Source organism: Yersinia sp. KBS0713 (assembly GCF_005937895.2).
GTDB lineage: Bacteria > Pseudomonadota > Gammaproteobacteria > Enterobacterales > Enterobacteriaceae > Yersinia > Yersinia bercovieri.
This window is the reverse complement of the sequence record NZ_CP042173.1, coordinates 4,297,584-4,317,493: the sequence shown is the minus strand read 5'-3', so window position 1 is coordinate 4,317,493 and position 19,910 is coordinate 4,297,584. Positions and strand designations below refer to the sequence as shown.

Here is a 19,910-nt window from a genome sequence, read left to right as displayed (position 1 = left end):
AAAATGATGGAACAATCTACCCCAAAAAAACAATCTTACCTTGAAAAGCAATCTCACCCGGAGAAACAGCCTCGCCGTGAAACGGGCACTCTGCTGTTGGCATTGATCACGGGTTTGGCCATCAATGGTTCATTCAGCACACTATTTAGCGCATTTGTCCCTTTTTCAATCTTCCCGCTGCTGACGTTAATATTGGCGGTGTATTGCTTGCATCAGCGCTACCTCAATTTTGCCATGCCGCAGGGGTTGCCAGTGCTGGCTGCGGCCTGTTTCTTGCTGGGTATTTTAGTGTACAGCGCCATTGTGCGGGTCGAGCATCCGGCGATTGGCTCCAACTTCGTGCCCTCTATTCTCAGTGTGGCGCTGGTGTTCTGGATCTTGTTTAAGCTAAAGGCGCGTAAATCGGCGCAGGCGAACACGGAATTTGAGTCAGAGAATAGCGATAACCAGCAGCCGCAGTAATTTTCGGGCGGCGTCTTTACGATCTGCCTGTTCTCTCCGCCGCTGGCACTCTGCCAATAACTTCAGGGCAACATAGCGTTGCCCTTTTGTTTATCTAGGATTCAGTTATTCGTTAGTCCCGCTTCTCCAACAAGACCCCGCACTCCATATGATGGGTATAAGGGAACTGATCGAAGAGCGCTAAGCGGCTGATTTTATGGGTGTGCTGCAACTGTTCCAAATTGGCGCACAGCGTCTCTGGGTTACAGGAGATATAGAGGATACGCGGATAAGCCTGCACCAATTTGACGGTTTCATCATCCAGCCCGCTACGCGGTGGATCGACAAAAATTGTCTCACAGTTATAGCTTTTCAAATCAATGCCTTTCAGGCGAGTAAACTCACGGACACCTTGCATGGCCTGAGTGAACTCTTCCGCTGACATACGAATAATTTGCACGTTATCGATATTATTCGCTGCAATATTGTATTGCGCCGCTGCCACTGAGGGTTTGGCTATCTCAGTTGCCAGCACCCGATCAAAATTACGTGCTAGTGCCAACGAGAAGTTGCCATTACCGCAGTACAGCTCCAGCAGATCCCCACTTGCATGTTGAGTGACATCGATCGCCCACTCCAACATATGAATGTTCACCGCAGCATTCGGCTGGGTGAAGCTATTCTCAACCTGACGATAAATCATCTCACGGCCCGCAACTGGCAACACTTCATCGATATAGTCATGATCCAACATGATTTTGGTTTTCGCAGCCCGCCCAATCAGTTGCAGATCAAAACCCTGCTCGCGCAGTTGATCTCGCAACTCCAGCGCTTTTTGCTGCCACTCTTCATCTAATTGGCGGTGATACAGTAAAGAGGCGATCAGCTTACCGCTCAGAGTCGATAAGTAATCAATCTGAAATAGCTTACGGCGCAAGATCGGCTCAGCCCGGATGGCGGTCATCAGGGCGCTCATCAGACGATTGATTAACAGACTGGCGACCGGGAACTGCTCGACCCGAATACGCTGCTTGGTCTGTTGGTCAAACATGATGTGGTAGAGGTCGTCATCATCGTGCCAAACGCGGAACTCCGCCCGCATACGGTAATGCTCGGCAGGAGAACGGAATATTTCCGGGGCGGGGGCCTGAAACGGCAACATCATTGCCTGAAGACGGGCAGATTTTTCCGCCAATTGGTGATCATAGCCGTCAGTCGGCAGGATGTTGGGAGTCATGTTTCTTCTCGTTTGGACATAAAAAGAGGGTTATTCCTGCGGATTGTAGGGAAAGTGGCCCTGATGTCCAGTTTTGTTATGCTTATTCTTCGTTCCAAGAATGGAAGTCTAGACATCCATTTTACTTAATCGTAACATTGCGGTCCGGCCTCATGCGGTACTTATACACCTACGAGTTAAAAGGGAATCCGGTGTAAATCCGGAGCTGACGCGCAGCGGTAAGGGGAAGTCACGGCGAAAGGTTGCAACAGACACTGTCCACCAGGATGGGAAGTCATCGCCAGCTCTGTTCTCAGAGATCCCAAGCCCGAAGACCTGCCGGTATTACGTCGCAATATTCGTGGTCGTCGCGTACTACCGGCCATGGCACTGCGGCATCCACCAATTGAGTTTGGATGCTTTATGACAATTAAAAAATATACGCTGCTCACAGCGCTCTCTGTGACGGCATTTTCTGGCTGGGCGCAGGGTAACAACACCACCGGTAACAATGACGAAATGGTGGTGACTGCCAGCCGTTTTAAACAGCCAGTCTCCACTGTATTGGCCCCCACGGATGTCGTGACGCGGGATGATATCGATCGCTGGCAGGCCAAAAGCCTCAATGAAGTGATGCGCCGGTTACCGGGTGTGGATATCGCGCAATTTGGTGGTTTAGGGCAAGGCTCTTCTATGTATATCCGCGGCACCGAAGCCCGGCATGTACTGGTACTGGTTGATGGTATTCCTCTGGCGCGTACCGGTATCATCAACAGTGTCGACTTCAATCAAATACCGATCTCTTTAGTGCAGCGAGTTGAATACATCCGTGGGCCGCGCTCGGCGGTCTATGGCTCAGGTGCGATTGGTGGTGTGATTAACGTGATTACGCAATCAGATAAAGAAGGCGCACAGATTAATGCTGGCGTCGGTTCTAAAGGCTACCAGCAATATGATGGCAGTGTCCGTCAGCGCTTTGGCGATACATTGGCGACGGTAGCGGGGGGGTATCAAACCACTAACGGCTTCAACATCAAACCGGGTTCAGATTACTCGGTAGACAGTGATCGAGACGGCTTCCGTAATAAAAACTTCTGGGCAGGGCTGGATCATCAGTTCAACCAAGCGTTCTCTGGTTTTGTCCGAGGTTATGGCTATACCAATAGCACGGATTACGATGTCGGGAGCACACCTTACCTCCCTGAATACAGTGGCGATAAAGAGCGGTTATATAACCACACTTATGATACCGGTCTGCGTTATGCAGCGGGCGCTTACTCTGCTCAATTAATTGCCAGCTACCAGAAATATAAAGATTACAACTACAGCAGCCAATATGGCCGCTATGGGGTGGCGACCACGCTGGATGATATGGAACAGCGAAATCTACAATGGGGCAACACTTATAGCTTCGAAAGTGCGACCCTAAGCGCAGGGCTTGACTGGCAGCAGCAGCGTTTGACCTCATCCAACACCACGATTTCTGACAGTTATAAGCGGGATAACACCGGCTTATACCTCAGCGGGCAGCAAAAATTTGACAGCGTGACGCTAGAAGCCTCGGGCCGTGCCGATAAAGATGAACAATTTGGCTGGCATGAGACATGGCAAACTGCGGCGGGCTGGGAATTCGTTCCTGATTACCGCGTGACCTTATCTTACGGAACGGGCTTCCTGGCGCCGTCGTTGGGCCAACAGTACGGCGCACAGCGCTTTAGCCCTCGGATTGAGCCAAACAGCAACCTTAAGCCGGAAGAGTCCCGCCAATGGGAAGCTGGGTTAGAAGGGGTGACCGGGCCGCTTGACTGGCGTTTGTCAGCTTATCACAACAAAATTGAAAACCTGATCGACTACGACTCAGATCCAGTGACCTATATTGGACAATATTACAATGTTAACTCCGCGACGATAAAAGGCGTGGAGTGGAGCGGAAACTTCGATACAGGCATCTTCACCCACCAGGTCACATTGCAATATATTGACCCGCGTAATGATCTCAATAACGAAGTCCTAGCCCGCCGCTCTAAACATCAGGCCAAGTATCAACTGGATTGGGCAATGTTCAATTTTGATATGGATGTGTCATACCAGTATTACGGCAAGCGCTACGACAATAACACCTCTCTTTATAGTGCGACTCAGCGTGAATTACCAAGTTACAGCACAGTAGACGCTTCGATTGCTTATCCCGTTACTTCTCATCTAACAGTTCGTGGTAGAATTGCTAACCTGTTTGATAAAGATTACGAAACGGCTTATGGCTATAAAACCGCTGGACGAGAGTATTACCTCACCGGAAGCTATAACTTCTAAGGTCAATACTGCTCCTCGCCCGACAGCGCTGATTTTTGACTCAGGTGTTGGCGGGCTATCTGTCTATCAAGAGATTCGGCAGTTGCTGCCGGATCTCCACTATATATATGCATTCGACAATGTTGCCTTCCCTTATGGGGAGAAGTCCGGTGAATTTATTGTTGAACGCGTCTTGGAAATTGTCACCGCGGTACAGCAGCGCCACCCACTGGCGATTGTGGTTATTGCATGTAACACCGCCAGCACCGTCTCCCTCCCTGCTCTACGCGAGCGCTTCGCATTCCCCGTGGTTGGTGTAGTACCCGCTATCAAACCTGCGGTGCGGCTCACCCGCAATGGTGTTGTTGGCTTATTGGCGACCCGCGGCACCGTTCATGCCTCTTATACACTGGATCTCATTGCGCGCTTTGCCACTGATTGCAAAATTGAGCTATTGGGTTCATCTGAGCTGGTGGAACTGGCAGAAAGCAAACTGCATGGCGGCGTCGTTTCTGTCGAAGCATTAAAGAAAATCCTTCATCCATGGCTGGCAATGCGTGAACCACCAGACACCATCGTCTTAGGTTGCACGCATTTCCCTCTATTAGCAGAAGAGTTAGCACAAGTATTGCCGGAAGGTACACGTATGGTCGATTCCGGTGCTGCCATTGCTCGCCGAACCGCCTGGCTGATCTCTTCTCAGGAAAATGTGGTCTCTTCTCAAGATGAGAACATGGCGTATTGCATGGCACTGAACACGGACACTGACGCTTTATTGCCCGTTCTGCAGGGTTATGGCTTCCAAACGCTGCAAAAACTACCAATTTAACGGCGTTTTGACCAAAGAAACAGCGGTTGAAAAGTTTTTTCAAATTAGGGGTTGCAGCCTGTCAGGAACTCCCTATAATGCGCCTCCACTGACCGGGAACAACGAAACAAACTTCGCCGGGTCAGGAAGAGAAAAGAACGCGTTTGAGTTCGAAAGAAATCAAATAACACCTTGACTCTTCAGCGGGAAAGCGTATTATCTGCCTCCCGCGTTACCGTAAGATTCGCTGAAAGGCCAACGGGTAACGAACGCTCTTTAACAATTTATCAGACAATCTGTGTGGGCACTCGCAAGACGATATCGAAGCCTGTTTCGGCAGGCAGAAGCAATATCAAAGTCTTGAAGAGTGACCAAAGCAGTACACATTTGAACTTCGGTTCGAATGCATATTTGCAGAAAGTAATCTTTGAGCATCGCTACTTCGGTAGCAAATCAAACAAATCTTAAATTGAAGAGTTTGATCATGGCTCAGATTGAACGCTGGCGGCAGGCCTAACACATGCAAGTCGAGCGGCAGCGGGAAGTAGTTTACTACTTCGCCGGCGAGCGGCGGACGGGTGAGTAATGTCTGGGGATCTGCCTGATGGAGGGGGATAACTACTGGAAACGGTAGCTAATACCGCATGACCTCGTAAGAGCAAAGTGGGGGACCTTCGGGCCTCACGCCATCGGATGAACCCAGATGGGATTAGCTAGTAGGTGGGGTAATGGCTCACCTAGGCGACGATCCCTAGCTGGTCTGAGAGGATGACCAGCCACACTGGAACTGAGACACGGTCCAGACTCCTACGGGAGGCAGCAGTGGGGAATATTGCACAATGGGCGCAAGCCTGATGCAGCCATGCCGCGTGTGTGAAGAAGGCCTTCGGGTTGTAAAGCACTTTCAGCGAGGAGGAAGGCAGTCGTGTTAATAGCACGATTGATTGACGTTACTCGCAGAAGAAGCACCGGCTAACTCCGTGCCAGCAGCCGCGGTAATACGGAGGGTGCAAGCGTTAATCGGAATTACTGGGCGTAAAGCGCACGCAGGCGGTTTGTTAAGTCAGATGTGAAATCCCCGCGCTTAACGTGGGAACTGCATTTGAAACTGGCAAGCTAGAGTCTTGTAGAGGGGGGTAGAATTCCAGGTGTAGCGGTGAAATGCGTAGAGATCTGGAGGAATACCGGTGGCGAAGGCGGCCCCCTGGACAAAGACTGACGCTCAGGTGCGAAAGCGTGGGGAGCAAACAGGATTAGATACCCTGGTAGTCCACGCTGTAAACGATGTCGACTTGGAGGTTGTGCCCTTGAGGCGTGGCTTCCGGAGCTAACGCGTTAAGTCGACCGCCTGGGGAGTACGGCCGCAAGGTTAAAACTCAAATGAATTGACGGGGGCCCGCACAAGCGGTGGAGCATGTGGTTTAATTCGATGCAACGCGAAGAACCTTACCTACTCTTGACATCCACAGAACTTAGCAGAGATGCTTCGGTGCCTTCGGGAACTGTGAGACAGGTGCTGCATGGCTGTCGTCAGCTCGTGTTGTGAAATGTTGGGTTAAGTCCCGCAACGAGCGCAACCCTTATCCTTTGTTGCCAGCACGTAATGGTGGGAACTCAAGGGAGACTGCCGGTGACAAACCGGAGGAAGGTGGGGATGACGTCAAGTCATCATGGCCCTTACGAGTAGGGCTACACACGTGCTACAATGGCAGATACAAAGTGAAGCGAACTCGCGAGAGCAAGCGGACCACATAAAGTCTGTCGTAGTCCGGATTGGAGTCTGCAACTCGACTCCATGAAGTCGGAATCGCTAGTAATCGTAGATCAGAATGCTACGGTGAATACGTTCCCGGGCCTTGTACACACCGCCCGTCACACCATGGGAGTGGGTTGCAAAAGAAGTAGGTAGCTTAACCTTCGGGAGGGCGCTTACCACTTTGTGATTCATGACTGGGGTGAAGTCGTAACAAGGTAACCGTAGGGGAACCTGCGGTTGGATCACCTCCTTACCTCACGATACGCATTGCGCAGTGTCCACACAGATTGTCTGATGAATGTAATGAGCAAGGTAACCTGCTGTAGATGGGTGAGACGCGCACCGCAAAATCGAGTGTTGACTGCATCAGTCGCTCGGATTTGCAGGCAAATTCTCGCCTCTACACGAAATTCTCGAAGCAGTGCTTCGAGAGTCAAATTTCGTGTCCCCATCGTCTAGAGGCCTAGGACACTGCCCTTTCACGGCTGTAACAGGGGTTCGAATCCCCTTGGGGACGCCAATCCGATAATGTGTGAAAGACATTATCAACCGGTTCTTTATGAACTAAAAAATAACTTAAAGATGACTTTAACGAGTCGTGTTTAAGATATTGCTCTTTAACAATCTGGAACAAGCTGAAAATTGAAACAATACAGCTGAAACTTATCTCTCCGTAGATGTACTGAGATAAGGAGTAGCCTGTATTAGAGTCTCTCAAATAATCGCAACGCAAAGGGTCTGCAAAGACACCTTCGGGTTGTGAGGTTAAGCGACTAAGCGTACACGGTGGATGCCTAGGCAGTCAGAGGCGATGAAGGGCGTGCTAATCTGCGAAAAGCGTCGGTAAGCTGATATGAAGCGTTACAACCGACGATACCCGAATGGGGAAACCCAGTGCAATTCGTTGCACTATTGCATGGTGAATACATAGCCATGCAAGGCGAACCGGGGGAACTGAAACATCTAAGTACCCCGAGGAAAAGAAATCAACCGAGATTCCCCCAGTAGCGGCGAGCGAACGGGGAAGAGCCCAGAGTCTGAATCAGTTTATGTGTTAGTGGAAGCGTCTGGAAAGTCGCACGGTACAGGGTGATAGTCCCGTACACAAAAATGCATATTCTGTGAACTCGATGAGTAGGGCGGGACACGTGACATCCTGTCTGAATATGGGGGGACCATCCTCCAAGGCTAAATACTCCTGACTGACCGATAGTGAACCAGTACCGTGAGGGAAAGGCGAAAAGAACCCCGGCGAGGGGAGTGAAATAGAACCTGAAACCGTGTACGTACAAGCAGTGGGAGCACCTTCGTGGTGTGACTGCGTACCTTTTGTATAATGGGTCAGCGACTTATATTTTGTAGCAAGGTTAACCGAATAGGGGAGCCGTAGGGAAACCGAGTCTTAACTGGGCGTCTAGTTGCAAGGTATAGACCCGAAACCCGGTGATCTAGCCATGGGCAGGTTGAAGGTTGGGTAACACTAACTGGAGGACCGAACCGACTAATGTTGAAAAATTAGCGGATGACTTGTGGCTGGGGGTGAAAGGCCAATCAAACCGGGAGATAGCTGGTTCTCCCCGAAAGCTATTTAGGTAGCGCCTCGTGACTCATCTTCGGGGGTAGAGCACTGTTTCGGCTAGGGGGTCATCCCGACTTACCAAACCGATGCAAACTCCGAATACCGAAGAATGTTATCACGGGAGACACACGGCGGGTGCTAACGTCCGTCGTGAAGAGGGAAACAACCCAGACCGCCAGCTAAGGTCCCAAAGTCATGGTTAAGTGGGAAACGATGTGGGAAGGCACAGACAGCCAGGATGTTGGCTTAGAAGCAGCCATCATTTAAAGAAAGCGTAATAGCTCACTGGTCGAGTCGGCCTGCGCGGAAGATGTAACGGGGCTAAACCATGCACCGAAGCTGCGGCAGCGAACGTATCACCCAAGACAATTTGATGATGTGGATAATGATTGACGGAGCACAGCGACGTCAATGCGTCCAATAAAGTCGAGTTGGCTTAGGGATACGTTCGTTGGGTAGGGGAGCGTTCTGTAAGCCGTTGAAGGTGACCTGTGAGGGTTGCTGGAGGTATCAGAAGTGCGAATGCTGACATAAGTAACGATAATGCGGGTGAAAAACCCGCACGCCGGAAGACCAAGGGTTCCTGTCCAACGTTAATCGGGGCAGGGTGAGTCGACCCCTAAGGCGAGGCTGAAAAGCGTAGTCGATGGGAAACAGGTTAATATTCCTGTACTTGGTGTTACTGCGAAGGGGGGACGGAGAAGGCTAGGCTAGCCGGGCGACGGTTGTCCCGGTTTAAGCATGTAGGCGGAGTGACCAGGTAAATCCGGTTGCTTATCAACGCTGAGGTGTGATGACGAGCCACTACGGTGGTGAAGTAGTTGATGCCAAGCTTCCAGGAAAAGCCTCTAAGCATCAGGTAACATTAAATCGTACCCCAAACCGACACAGGTGGTCAGGTAGAGAATACTCAGGCGCTTGAGAGAACTCGGGTGAAGGAACTAGGCAAAATGGTGCCGTAACTTCGGGAGAAGGCACGCTGGCGCTAGGTGAAGAGACTTGCTCTCGGAGCTGAAGCCAGTCGCAGATACCAGCTGGCTGCAACTGTTTAATAAAAACACAGCACTGTGCAAACACGAAAGTGGACGTATACGGTGTGACGCCTGCCCGGTGCTGGAAGGTTAATTGATGGGGTCAGCCGCAAGGCGAAGCTCTTGATCGAAGCCCCAGTAAACGGCGGCCGTAACTATAACGGTCCTAAGGTAGCGAAATTCCTTGTCGGGTAAGTTCCGACCTGCACGAATGGCGTAATGATGGCCAGGCTGTCTCCACCCGAGACTCAGTGAAATTGAACTCGCTGTGAAGATGCAGTGTACCCGCGGCAAGACGGAAAGACCCCGTGAACCTTTACTATAGCTTGACACTGAACATTGAGCCTTGATGTGTAGGATAGGTGGGAGGCATTGAAGTGTGGACGCCAGTCTGCATGGAGCCAACCTTGAAATACCACCCTTTAATGTTTGATGTTCTAACTCGGCCCCATAATCTGGGGTGAGGACAGTGTCTGGTGGGTAGTTTGACTGGGGCGGTCTCCTCCCAAAGAGTAACGGAGGAGCACGAAGGTTAGCTAATCACGGTCGGACATCGTGAGGTTAGTGCAAAGGCATAAGCTAGCTTGACTGCGAGAGTGACGGCTCGAGCAGGTACGAAAGTAGGTCTTAGTGATCCGGTGGTTCTGAATGGAAGGGCCATCGCTCAACGGATAAAAGGTACTCCGGGGATAACAGGCTGATACCGCCCAAGAGTTCATATCGACGGCGGTGTTTGGCACCTCGATGTCGGCTCATCACATCCTGGGGCTGAAGTAGGTCCCAAGGGTATGGCTGTTCGCCATTTAAAGTGGTACGCGAGCTGGGTTTAGAACGTCGTGAGACAGTTCGGTCCCTATCTGCCGTGGGCGTTGGAAGATTGAGAGGGGCTGCTCCTAGTACGAGAGGACCGGAGTGGACGAATCACTGGTGTTCGGGTTGTCATGCCAATGGCATTGCCCGGTAGCTAAATTCGGAAGAGATAACCGCTGAAAGCATCTAAGCGGGAAACTTGCCTCGAGATGAGTCTTCCCTGGGGCTTTAAGCCCCCTGAAGGAACGTTAAAGACTATGACGTTGATAGGCTGGGTGTGTAAGTGCAGCGATGCATTGAGCTAACCAGTACTAATGATCCGTGAGGCTTAACCTTACAACACCAAAGGTGTTTTGGTGGTTTGAGAGAGAGATTTTCAGCGAAGTTCCGAGATTGGACTGACTGGCTGCACGATATATTATTGTGAAGCGGGTGAGTTAAAACAGAATTTGCCTGGCGGCCATAGCGCGGTGGTCCCACCTGATCCCATGCCGAACTCAGAAGTGAAACGCCGTAGCGCCGATGGTAGTGTGGGGTCTCCCCATGCGAGAGTAGGACACTGCCAGGCATCAAACACGAGTTATCAGAGTGACATCTGGTAACTGACAAAATCGCCAGAAGCGGTTTTGCACAGCGCGGAGCGCTGGCCCTGTAAGGGGTAAGTATCGGGAAGATACACGTAAAAGAATCGGTGGAGCGGTAGTTCAGTTGGTTAGAATACCTGCCTGTCACGCAGGGGGTCGCGGGTTCGAGCCCCGTCCGTTCCGCCACTTATTTAAATTATGCCTGCTTATGTTAGCAGGCATAATGTTAAGCGCAATTTAGGGGCGTAGCTCAGTTGGTAGAGCACCGGTCTCCAAAACCGGGTGTCGCGAGTTCGAGTCTCTCCGCCCCTGCCATATAAATAACCCTTCGCGAAAGCGAGGGGTTTTTTTATGTCAAAAAATCAAAGCCTATGCACGGTATTTGGTCATCGTCATGACTTCATGTTTTACTAGATAGCTGCTGAAGGGTTATTCAGCTCGATTATAAAGCGATTCATCACCTGTCAGCTGCTCCAAATTAGTGAACAGAAACATGAGCCTTCAATTTTTCGTCCATAATCACACCTGTTTCTGATGCTTAATCAAACAGTTGAAATTAGCTAATGACACTAATTTCTGTGTAGGTACTAAAATTGTCGTTTCGGCTGGGAGTCATGACTCCCACACTATTTTTACTCCTTCTTTTCAGCGCTGTAATGGCTGCTACTCTTCTATTTTTGTCTTATATCTCCCAATTGTTTTGGTTAATCCAGCAAATAGCCTCTGTGTGAGCGCTCCACTTATTGATCCTATTTCTTCTTTAGCCACCACAAAACTTAAGAAGGTAACGTTCCCAATGTATACCTATTTGGCTGAATTTATGTACAAAACGATTGTTATTCTGTGGTGTGACGTTGCTCATTATTACTTTTACAAAATGTACTAAAACTAATTAACATTTTAGCTATCGGGAAGCTCACCTTAAAAAATATTATCTGTTTTTCGAACGACATTATCTGCAAATTAGCCGAACTTCAGGGCAGTTAATAACCTGAATGATTATCTGAACTGTTCTGCGGAATGGGAATGAATCAACGGCCCGACGATGGCAAGTGAGGAGAATAAATATGTACAGGCGTTTACTGTTAGCAGCAGCTGTAACAACAGCAATGTGTAGTGCAGTCCAGGCGGCTCCGTTAGTCGTGGGTTTCTCTCAAATAGGTTCAGAATCTGGTTGGCGCTCTGCGGAAACTAAGGTTTCTAAACAAGAAGCGGAAAAACGCGGGATAACATTAAAAATAGCGGATGCTCAACAAAAACAAGAAAACCAAATAAAAGCAGTGAGATCCTTTATCGCTCAGGGTGTTGATGCCATTTTTATTGCGCCAGTGGTTGCAACGGGTTGGACACCAGTATTACAGGAAGCGAAAGAGGCCAAAATCCCGGTATTCCTGCTCGACCGTATGATTGAAGTCAATGACCCTTCTTTATACACAGCCGCCGTAGCTTCAGATAGCGTTTATGAAGGTAAGGTTGCGGGTGAGTGGCTCTTGAAGGATGTGGCAGGCAAGCCTTGTAATGTCGTTGAACTGCAAGGCACCGTGGGTTCTAGCGTGGCCATTAACCGTAAAAAAGGTTTCGCTGATGGGATAGCTTCAGCACCTAACGTGAAAATTATCCGCTCTCAATCCGGGGATTTCACGCGCAGTAAGGGTAAAGAAGTGATGGAGAGCTTCATCAAGGCGGAGCAAAACGGCAAGAATATCTGCGCTGTTTATGCGCATAACGATGACATGGCGATTGGTGCCATTCAAGCCATTAAAGAAGCGGGCCTGAAACCCGGTACAGAAATCAAAATCGTCTCTATCGACGGTGTACCTGACATTTTTAAAGCAATGAGTAGCGGCGAAGCAAACGCTACCGTCGAGTTAACGCCAAATATGGCGGGTCCGGCTTTCGACGCATTAATCGCACTGAAGAAAGACGGGACTCAACCGCCTAAATTTATCCAGACAGAATCTCGCCTGCTACAGCCTGACACGGCCAAACAGGAGTATGAATCTAAGAAAAGCCTAGGTTATTGATTCAAAGGCGGGGCTTGCTCCGCCTACTTTCGTCACCTGTATTTGGGCAATATCTGAGTCGTTTTTGAGCATAGGTACATCTGATGGAAACACTGCTAGAAGTCCGCGGCTTGTCGGTTGAATTTCCGGGTGTTAAGGCATTGGACTCTGTCGATTTTTCTCTGCATCGCGGTGAAGTTGTCGCCTTGTTGGGGGAGAATGGTGCAGGGAAATCGACATTAATCAAAGCATTAACTGGGGTCTATAAGCGCAGCGCCGGTGAGGTCTATTTGGACGGTAAGGCTATTTGTCCAATTGATACGGCTGATGCTCAAAAAATGGGGATTGGTACTGTTTATCAAGAAGTTAACTTACTGCCCAACATATCGGTTGCGGCTAATCTCTTTATTGGCCGGGAGCCATTACGCTGGGGAATGATTGATCACCGGACGATGAACCGGCAGGCGGAGAAGCTACTGACCGGTTATGGCTTAGCATTAGATGTGCAGCAGCCTTTAGCGAACTTTTCTATTGCGATACAACAAATTGTCGCGATTGCCCGCGCCGTTGATCTCTCAGCAAAAGTTCTGATTTTGGATGAACCGACGGCCAGTTTGGACGCCAAAGAAGTCAGTATGTTACTGGATATTTTACGTCAGTTACGAGACCAAGGCATCGGCATGGTATTCGTGACCCATTTCCTCGATCAGGTCTATCGGATCAGTGATCGCATCACCGTTTTTCGTAATGGCAAACTCGTCGGCACGAAAACTGCCGCAGAACTTCCCCGCATTGAGTTGGTACAGATGATGCTGGGCCACAGTTTTGATGAGCAATTACTGAAACGCGGTGAACATAATATTACGGCAAGTAACCCATTGGTTGAGTTTAAAAACTATGGTCGACGGGGTGTGGTTGAAAGTTTTGATTTATCGGTTTCTCCTGGTGAAATTGTTGGTCTGGCGGGGTTATTAGGCTCAGGACGTACCGAAACCGCACAGCTAATTTTCGGTGTCACCACACCGGATACCGGCGAAGCCAAAATTCAGGGCAAGCCGGTCAAAATCAGAACCCCCCGGAAAGCATCAAAATTTGGTTTTGGCTATTGTCCGGAAGATCGCAAAACGGATGGCATTGTCGGCGCGGCAACGGTTCGGGAAAATATTATCCTGGCATTACAGGCCCAACGGGGCTGGTTGCGGCCCATCTCAATGCGTGAACAAACTCAAATCGCTGAGGAGTTCATTCAGCAGTTGGGTATTCGCACCCCCGGCCCCGAGCAACAAATTCAATATCTCTCCGGCGGAAATCAGCAAAAGGTGTTATTAGCCCGTTGGCTCGCCACAAAACCGCGATTTTTAATTTTGGATGAGCCAACACGCGGAATTGATGTAGGGGCACATGCTGAGATTATTCGACTGATTGAGAAGCTGTGTGACGAAGGGTTGGCACTGTTAATTATCTCATCCGAGTTAGAAGAGTTAGCGGGATATGCCGATCGCGTCATTGTGCTGCGTGACCGCCGGCATATTGCTCAGCTTGAGCACAGTGAGATTTCCGTTCCTGCCATTATGCAGGCGATTGCGGTGTAATAAGGAGTTACCTCATGGTAAATAGGAGCCTATCGATGCCGCAACGACCGCGCAAAGTTAACTGGGTCTTACCGAAAGGTGCCACTCAATTTGGCGCTCTGGCGGTCATTTTATTAATTGATAGTTTGGTCGCTCCACACTTTTTCTCAATCCACATTCAGGATGGGCGACTGTTTGGCAGTGTCATTGATATCTTGAATCGAGGCGCGCCTGTTGCCTTATTGGCTCTGGGAATGACATTAGTGATTGCCACTGGCGGCATAGATCTATCTGTCGGGGCGGTGATGGCGATTGCTGGGGCGACAGCAGCGACATTAACCAGTGCGGGGCATCCTTTACCGACCGTATTAGCCGCCGCGCTGGCAGTTGGCGCGTTATGCGGATTATGGAACGGCTTCTTGGTGGCGGTATTACAAATTCAACCCATTGTTGCCACCTTGATGTTAATGGTGGCCGGACGCGGCATCGCCCAACTGATTACAGAAGGGCAAATTGTTACTTTTGATAGTGGTGGTTTGGCGAAGTTAGGCAGCAGTACGTTGATGTACTTGCCGATGTCCGTGGTCATCGCATTGAGTATGCTGATTATTGTGTGGTTATTGACCCGCAAAACAGCACTGGGGCTATTTATTGAGTCAGTGGGCATTAACTTACGTTCAGCGCGGAATGCGGGGGTGAGTACTCGGTTGGTGCTCATTGCGGTGTATGTGATCTGTGGTGTCTGTGCCGCCGTTGCGGGCATTATCGTGACCGCAGATATCCGTGGTGCAGATGCGAACAATGCTGGTTTATGGCTGGAGTTGGATGCAATTCTGGCGGTGGTTATTGGTGGCGCATCCTTGATGGGGGGGCGTTTTAACCTTCTGCTCTCGGTGATCGGCGCTTTGATTATTCAGGGGATGAATACTGGGATCTTACTCTCCGGTTATCAGCCGGAATTTAACTTAGTGCTTAAAGCCATTGTGGTCTTAGCTGTCTTGGTGGTGCAGTCACCAATGATCTCATTTAGCCATATCTTCCGGAGGCAAAAGTAATGTTAAAGCGTAATATTCCTTTGCTGATTACTATTGCCGTTTTTATTCTGGGATATGCTTTTTGTCTCAACCAGTTTCCCAGCTTTTCATCCACCCGCGTATGGTGTGATTTACTGACGGATAATGCCTTTCTGGGCATTGTTGCCGTGGGTATGACCTTCGTTATTTTATCGGGTGGGATCGATTTATCCGTTGGTTCAGTCATTGCTTTTACCGGCGTGCTGTTGGCAAAGTTAATCGGGACTTATGGTATTCATCCGGTATATGCCTTCGCCATAGTCTTATTTATGGGGGCGATGTTTGGTGCATTGATGGGATGGATTATCGACTCCCTGAAACTTCCGGCATTCATCATCACTTTGGCGGGGATGTTCTTTGTGCGAGGCATGAGTTTTATCGTGTCTGAAGAGTCTATTCCCATTAATCACCCGATCTATGCCACGCTGGCGAACTATGCTTGGAAAGTCCCCGGAGGGGGGCGATTTACATTACTCGCCTTTATCATGCTAATGGTGGTGGTATTTGGGGTCTTACTGGCCCACCGTACCCATTTTGGTCATAACGTCTATGCGATAGGGGGGAACAGTGTTTCCGCTGCGCTGATGGGCGTTCCCGTCAGAAAAACCACCATTAAAATCTATATGTTATCGAGCACCCTCGCCGCATTGTCGGGCATTGTTTTCTCGCTCTACACCTCCGCAGGTTATGCCTTGGCGGCCAGTGGTGTCGAGTTAGATGCTATTGCTGCCGTCGTTATCGGCGGCACATTACTCACCGGGGGGATCGGAACTGTCTTCGGCACCCTGTTTGGAGTGTTGATTCAGGGGCTGATACAGAGTTACATCACTTTCGATGGCACGCTCAGCTCATGGTGGACCAAGATTGTCATCGGAATCTTGCTATTTAGCTTTATTGCGATTCAGAAGATGATGAGTGCCTTTTATTTGAATCGCCGAGCTCGCCCTAAGTCACCACCACTTAATCCGGTATAGCGCTCTGGGTGGCGTTATTCATAGGGGTTTTTAATAGTTGTCGGATCAAGGGTTGTTGGTCACTGTTTTGCAACCAAACGGCATACAGTGGCCGTACGATTGCGGGTATATCAGCATTAAGTACCAATTGAGGGTACTCTTTTTGCCAATGTTCCGGCAAGAATGCGCAACCCCCGGTGGTTTCCAATAGCTGCCGGGTTAAATGGGCCGAGGTGGTGGTTAATACCGGCGACTGCTCACTGTTGAGTAGTCGATTCTCTTGCAACTGAAAATCAGCTCCCCACTCAAGTTTGATATAGGGCGCTTCATTTGCATTTTCATGCTCATTCTCGACGTCATTTTCTTTCGACGAATCAGGGGCTATAGACGAAAAAAGTCGCAGCGAAAAATGCCCTAACAGCTGGCTGGCTAACTCGTCCATTTTCGGTGGTTCGGTGGTCATCAGCAAATCCAGTTGCCGTTCGTGCAGCTGTTTCACCAGCGATTGCCGAAGGGCAATACGTGCCTCAAGGCGCAATGAGCCTCGCTGTTGGTACAATTGTTGCAACCAGGGGGTGAGGTAAGCCTCCCAAAGCGACGCGGTTGCACCAATAGACAATTCAGTATGTTGCAGCGAGTGTGCCACCTCTTTTTTAGCCAGTTGCCAGGTGCTCATCAGTGTTTCAGCATAGGGAACCAGCCGCTCACCTGCCGGTGTTAGACGAATATTATTGCGATGACGAGTGAATAAATTTGCACCTAATTGATTTTCCAACTGACGGATACGAAAACTTACCGCCGACTGCGTTAAGTACAAAGATTCAGCAGCGCGACCAAAGTGGCGAGTTCTACTGACTTCCAAAAAGGTTTTCAGTAATTCAGTATCCACACCTATCTCCAATTTTTTTTATCGTTAAGATTTAAATGTTTTGTTTTACACGCTGTCAAGCCTATCTAATACTCCGCGCCATAAACAGCACGACCATGAGAGAATTAGGAGCGTGTCAGATGGCGGATAGCTTCATCACGACCAATCGTTTTTTTGATAATAAACATTATCCTCGCGGGTTCTCGCGTCACGGCGATTTCACCATTAAAGAGGCGCAATTGCTAGAGCGCCATGGTTACGCTTTTAACGAACTCGACCTTGGCAAGCGCGAGCCTGCAACGGAAGAAGAACAGCAGTTTGTGGCTGTTTGTCGCGGCGAACGTGAACCGGTCAGTGCCGAGGAAAAAGTCTGGTCAAAATATGTGACCCGGACTCGTCGTCCTAAACGCTTCCATACGTTGTCAGGCGGTAAGCCGCAGATGGATGCGGTGGAAGATTATACTGATAGCGACGACTAATCCCCTTCGTCCTTGAAGCCGCAGGGTTGTTAGCCGCGCTCACGCACCCGAATCACTTACTTGGGTAAGCTCATCGGGATTTGTTTGCTTGCTGCCTACCTGCGACTCCAATGACTTTGGGTATACTCTCTGTTTTCGAAGCCGCAGGGTTGTTAGCCGCGCTCACGCACCCGAATCACTTACTTGGGTAAGCTCATCGGGATTTGTTTGCTTGCTGCCTACCTGCGACTCCAATGACTTTGGGTATACTCTCTGTTTTCGAAGCCGCAGGGTTGTTAGCCGCGCTCACGCACCCGAATCACTTACTTGGGTAAGCTCATCGGGATTTGTTTGCTTGCTGCCTACCTGCGACTCCAATGACTTTGGGTATACTCTCCGTTTTCGAAGCCGCAGGGTGTAAGTGCGGTGATGAATAATAGGGGGCTTTTGCTCCCTATTCACATTAGGCTCTTATGTAGCTGCAACAGCAATCGATCCATACAACGATAGCTTAGCGCTTCTGAAAGATGACTTTTTTGGATGCTATTTTCCTGAGCCAGATCCGCGATGGTACGTGCGACTTTCAAAATATGGTGCCAGGCGCGCACCGACAACCCCAATGTCAACAGAACCTGTTCCAGAAAGGCGGCGTTCTCCGGTGCTAAATAGCAATGTTCAGCAACTTCTTGGCTGCTCAGTTGGGTATTTATCTTTCCAGCCCTATCTAGCTGCCTTTGCCTCGCCTGTAACACTCGCAGCCTAACCGTTTCACTACTCTCCCCCTGATTTTTCTGTGCCCCGAGCATACCTGCGGGGAGCAATGGGACTTCAATTGAGAGATCAAATCTATCCAGAAACGGGCCAGACAGTTTTGCCAGATAGCGCAAAATTTGCTGTGGTGGCGTTCGGTTATGAATGCCCTGATAATGGCCGCTGGGGCTGGGATTCATCGCGGCTATCAGTTGCACTTTCGCGGGAAAACATACTTTGGCTGCTGCGCGGGAAATAATGATCTCGCCTGACTCCAGCGGCTCACGTAGTGAGTCCAGTACCCGCCGCTCAAATTCTGGCAGTTCATCCAGAAACAGCACCCCATTGTGGGCCAGCGATACCTCACCCGGACGGGGAATGGAGCCGCCACCAATCAGTGCCGCCATGGATGCGCTGTGATGGGGGGCGCGAAAAGCGCGGTGACGCCACTGGGCGGGTAGTTCGTTACTGTGCAGCAGGCCGTTGATGGCGGCAGCCTCCAGCGCTTCTTGATCGGTGAGCGGCGGCAGTAATCCGGTCAGCCGATTGGCCAGCATAGTTTTACCGGTTCCCGGTGGCCCAAGCAGCAGTAAGTTATGGCCGCCAGCTGCGGCGATCTCCAAAGCGCGCTTAGCCTGTGATTGGCCGATGATATCTTGCAGGTCGAGGTTGTTATCCCAAGATGGGGCCAGCTCAAGGGGGTGGCCCTGAGCGAGGCTGTTTTCACCCTGCAAAAAACCACACACCGCCAATAGGTGTTCAGCAACCCAGCTGTTACCTTGTGGGATCAAACCTATCTCAAGATGATTGGCGGTCGGGAGGATTAGCTGTCGCTGGGCCTCACGACTGGCGAGTGCTGCCGGAATTGCGCCGCTAACCCGCCTTAGCGCTCCTGACAGGGCGAGCTCACCCAAGAACTCATAGTGCGCTAATTTATCTGTAGGAATCTGTTCTGACGCCGCCAGTATCGCTAATGCGATAGGCAGATCATAACGACCCCCCTCTTTTGGTAAGTCTGCCGGTGCCAGACTGACAGTGATCCGCTTCGCGGGAAAGTTAAAACCGCTGTTGATTAATGCGCTTCGAACCCTATCCCGTGCCTCTTTTACCGTGGTTTCTGGTAAGCCGACCAAGACTAATCCCGGTAGCCCATTGCTGATATGGACTTCTACCGTGACATTGGGAGCCTGAATGCCCAGCGTGGCACGAGTGTGAATGGTTGCCAGTGACATAATGCACTCCTTTGCTGTAATTGTTGCAAGCAAGATAGTGCCTCGGGGATTTTTTCTGTGCGCAGGAAAATGGTGGGTTTGCGAAATATCGCGAGAAATTTCGCTGTAACTGCTGCACTAAAATTAAAAATTGCAGCTCGGCCCGCAAAAAAAGCCCAGTATGCTAATGTGGGTTTTACTGGTTGATAAATAATACGTTTGTGGCGTTTCGTGTGTGGACTCACAAAATAATAATTTAAATAAATATTGTCAGATAACCAATAACTGTGATAACTCTGTAGGTATTCGTTCGACACTAGATAGATGAACAACCTAATTATGAAAGCGATTGTCCAAGTGATTAACCTAGTCCTAATTAGCGTGGTGGTGATTATTATCCCACCGTGCGGGGCTGCACTTGGACGAAGAAAGGCATAAAAATCAAGCCTTAATCTCAAGAGAACCCCCGCACCGAAAGGTCCGGGGGTTTTTTTATTGGCACGTTA

Annotated in this window: 12 protein-coding genes, 3 tRNA genes, 3 rRNA genes and 1 riboswitch; of the genes, 15 read left to right on the top strand and 3 right to left on the bottom strand. The window is 49.9% G+C overall.

The annotated features are described in order from the left end of the window. Positions 1–6 precede the first annotated feature (6 nt). A complete protein-coding gene (locus FFE93_RS20455; RefSeq protein WP_049602952.1) occupies positions 7–462 on the top strand; it encodes a YijD family membrane protein in 456 nt (151 codons plus the stop codon). A 112-nt stretch (positions 463–574) separates the two neighbouring features. Here FFE93_RS20455 and trmA read toward each other — a convergent pair whose 3' ends face one another. Beyond that, entirely contained in the window at positions 575–1,678 is a 1,104-nt protein-coding gene (gene trmA / locus FFE93_RS20450) for a tRNA (uridine(54)-C5)-methyltransferase TrmA (RefSeq protein ID WP_005278210.1), read from the bottom strand. A gap of 128 nt (positions 1,679–1,806) precedes the next feature. Further along, a riboswitch (cobalamin riboswitch) is annotated at positions 1,807–2,016 on the top strand. Positions 2,017–2,080: 64 nt separating this feature from the next. Between trmA and btuB the strand changes: the two genes are divergently transcribed. The 12 genes from btuB to yjfF all read left to right on the top strand — a co-directional run bounded on the left by btuB (position 2,081) and on the right by yjfF (position 16,138). Beyond that, positions 2,081–3,970, top strand: a complete 1,890-nt coding sequence (gene btuB, locus FFE93_RS20445; RefSeq protein WP_032898696.1) for a TonB-dependent vitamin B12 receptor BtuB — start codon at positions 2,081–2,083, stop codon at positions 3,968–3,970. Next, a complete protein-coding gene (murI, locus tag FFE93_RS20440; protein WP_032898695.1) occupies positions 3,915–4,778 on the top strand; it encodes a glutamate racemase in 864 nt (287 codons plus the stop codon). The genes btuB and murI overlap by 56 nt, the downstream gene beginning before the upstream one ends. Before the next feature lie 445 nt (positions 4,779–5,223). Beyond that, positions 5,224–6,766 (top strand): 16S ribosomal RNA (locus FFE93_RS20430). 191 nt (positions 6,767–6,957) lie between these two features. Beyond that, a tRNA-Glu gene (locus tag FFE93_RS20425) sits at positions 6,958–7,033 on the top strand. A 243-nt stretch (positions 7,034–7,276) separates the two neighbouring features. Further along, positions 7,277–10,269: ribosomal RNA gene (locus FFE93_RS20420) — 23S ribosomal RNA — on the top strand. A 116-nt stretch (positions 10,270–10,385) separates the two neighbouring features. After that, positions 10,386–10,501, top strand: a 5S ribosomal RNA gene (gene rrf, locus FFE93_RS20415). Together the 16S, 23S and 5S rRNA genes with 3 tRNA genes alongside form the textbook arrangement of a ribosomal RNA operon. A gap of 125 nt (positions 10,502–10,626) precedes the next feature. Continuing rightward, positions 10,627–10,703 (top strand) — tRNA-Asp (locus FFE93_RS20410). Positions 10,704–10,756: 53 nt separating this feature from the next. Next, a tRNA-Trp gene (locus tag FFE93_RS20405) sits at positions 10,757–10,832 on the top strand. Positions 10,833–11,584: 752 nt separating this feature from the next. Beyond that, positions 11,585–12,541: a galactofuranose ABC transporter, galactofuranose-binding protein YtfQ gene (gene ytfQ / locus FFE93_RS20400; protein ID WP_032899125.1), complete on the top strand. Its 957-nt coding sequence runs from the start codon at positions 11,585–11,587 to the stop codon at positions 12,539–12,541. Positions 12,542–12,624: 83 nt separating this feature from the next. Continuing rightward, positions 12,625–14,112, top strand: coding sequence for a galactofuranose ABC transporter, ATP-binding protein YtfR (gene ytfR, locus FFE93_RS20395; protein ID WP_005279706.1), 1,488 nt, complete (start codon positions 12,625–12,627; stop codon positions 14,110–14,112). Positions 14,113–14,147: 35 nt separating this feature from the next. Continuing rightward, complete coding sequence (ytfT, locus tag FFE93_RS20390; protein ID WP_186367681.1) at positions 14,148–15,146, top strand: galactofuranose ABC transporter, ATP-binding protein YtfT; 999 nt, start codon at positions 14,148–14,150, stop codon at positions 15,144–15,146. After that, positions 15,146–16,138, top strand: a complete 993-nt coding sequence (yjfF, locus tag FFE93_RS20385; RefSeq protein ID WP_138775909.1) for a galactofuranose ABC transporter, permease protein YjfF — start codon at positions 15,146–15,148, stop codon at positions 16,136–16,138. Before ytfT ends, yjfF begins: the two co-directional genes overlap by 1 nt. Here yjfF and hdfR read toward each other — a convergent pair. After that, positions 16,125–17,006 carry an HTH-type transcriptional regulator HdfR gene (hdfR, locus tag FFE93_RS20380; RefSeq protein ID WP_032899127.1) on the bottom strand — a complete coding sequence of 294 codons (882 nt, stop codon included), beginning with the start codon at positions 17,004–17,006 and terminating at the stop codon, positions 16,125–16,127. The genes yjfF and hdfR overlap by 14 nt on opposite strands. Before the next feature lie 119 nt (positions 17,007–17,125). Between hdfR and FFE93_RS20375 the strand changes: the two genes are divergently transcribed. Next, a complete protein-coding gene (locus tag FFE93_RS20375; RefSeq protein WP_005279710.1) occupies positions 17,126–17,464 on the top strand; it encodes a DUF413 domain-containing protein in 339 nt (112 codons plus the stop codon). Between the two features lie 437 nt (positions 17,465–17,901). On the opposite strand, the gene FFE93_RS20370 is transcribed toward FFE93_RS20375, so the two are convergent. Next, positions 17,902–19,425, bottom strand: coding sequence for a YifB family Mg chelatase-like AAA ATPase (locus tag FFE93_RS20370; RefSeq protein ID WP_138775907.1), 1,524 nt, complete (start codon positions 19,423–19,425; stop codon positions 17,902–17,904). A 318-nt stretch (positions 19,426–19,743) separates the two neighbouring features. Here FFE93_RS20370 and ilvL point away from each other — a divergent pair, with 318 nt between their 5' ends. Further along, positions 19,744–19,842: an ilv operon leader peptide gene (gene ilvL / locus FFE93_RS20360; protein WP_071822504.1), complete on the top strand. Its 99-nt coding sequence runs from the start codon at positions 19,744–19,746 to the stop codon at positions 19,840–19,842. Positions 19,843–19,910: the final 68 nt, after the last annotated feature.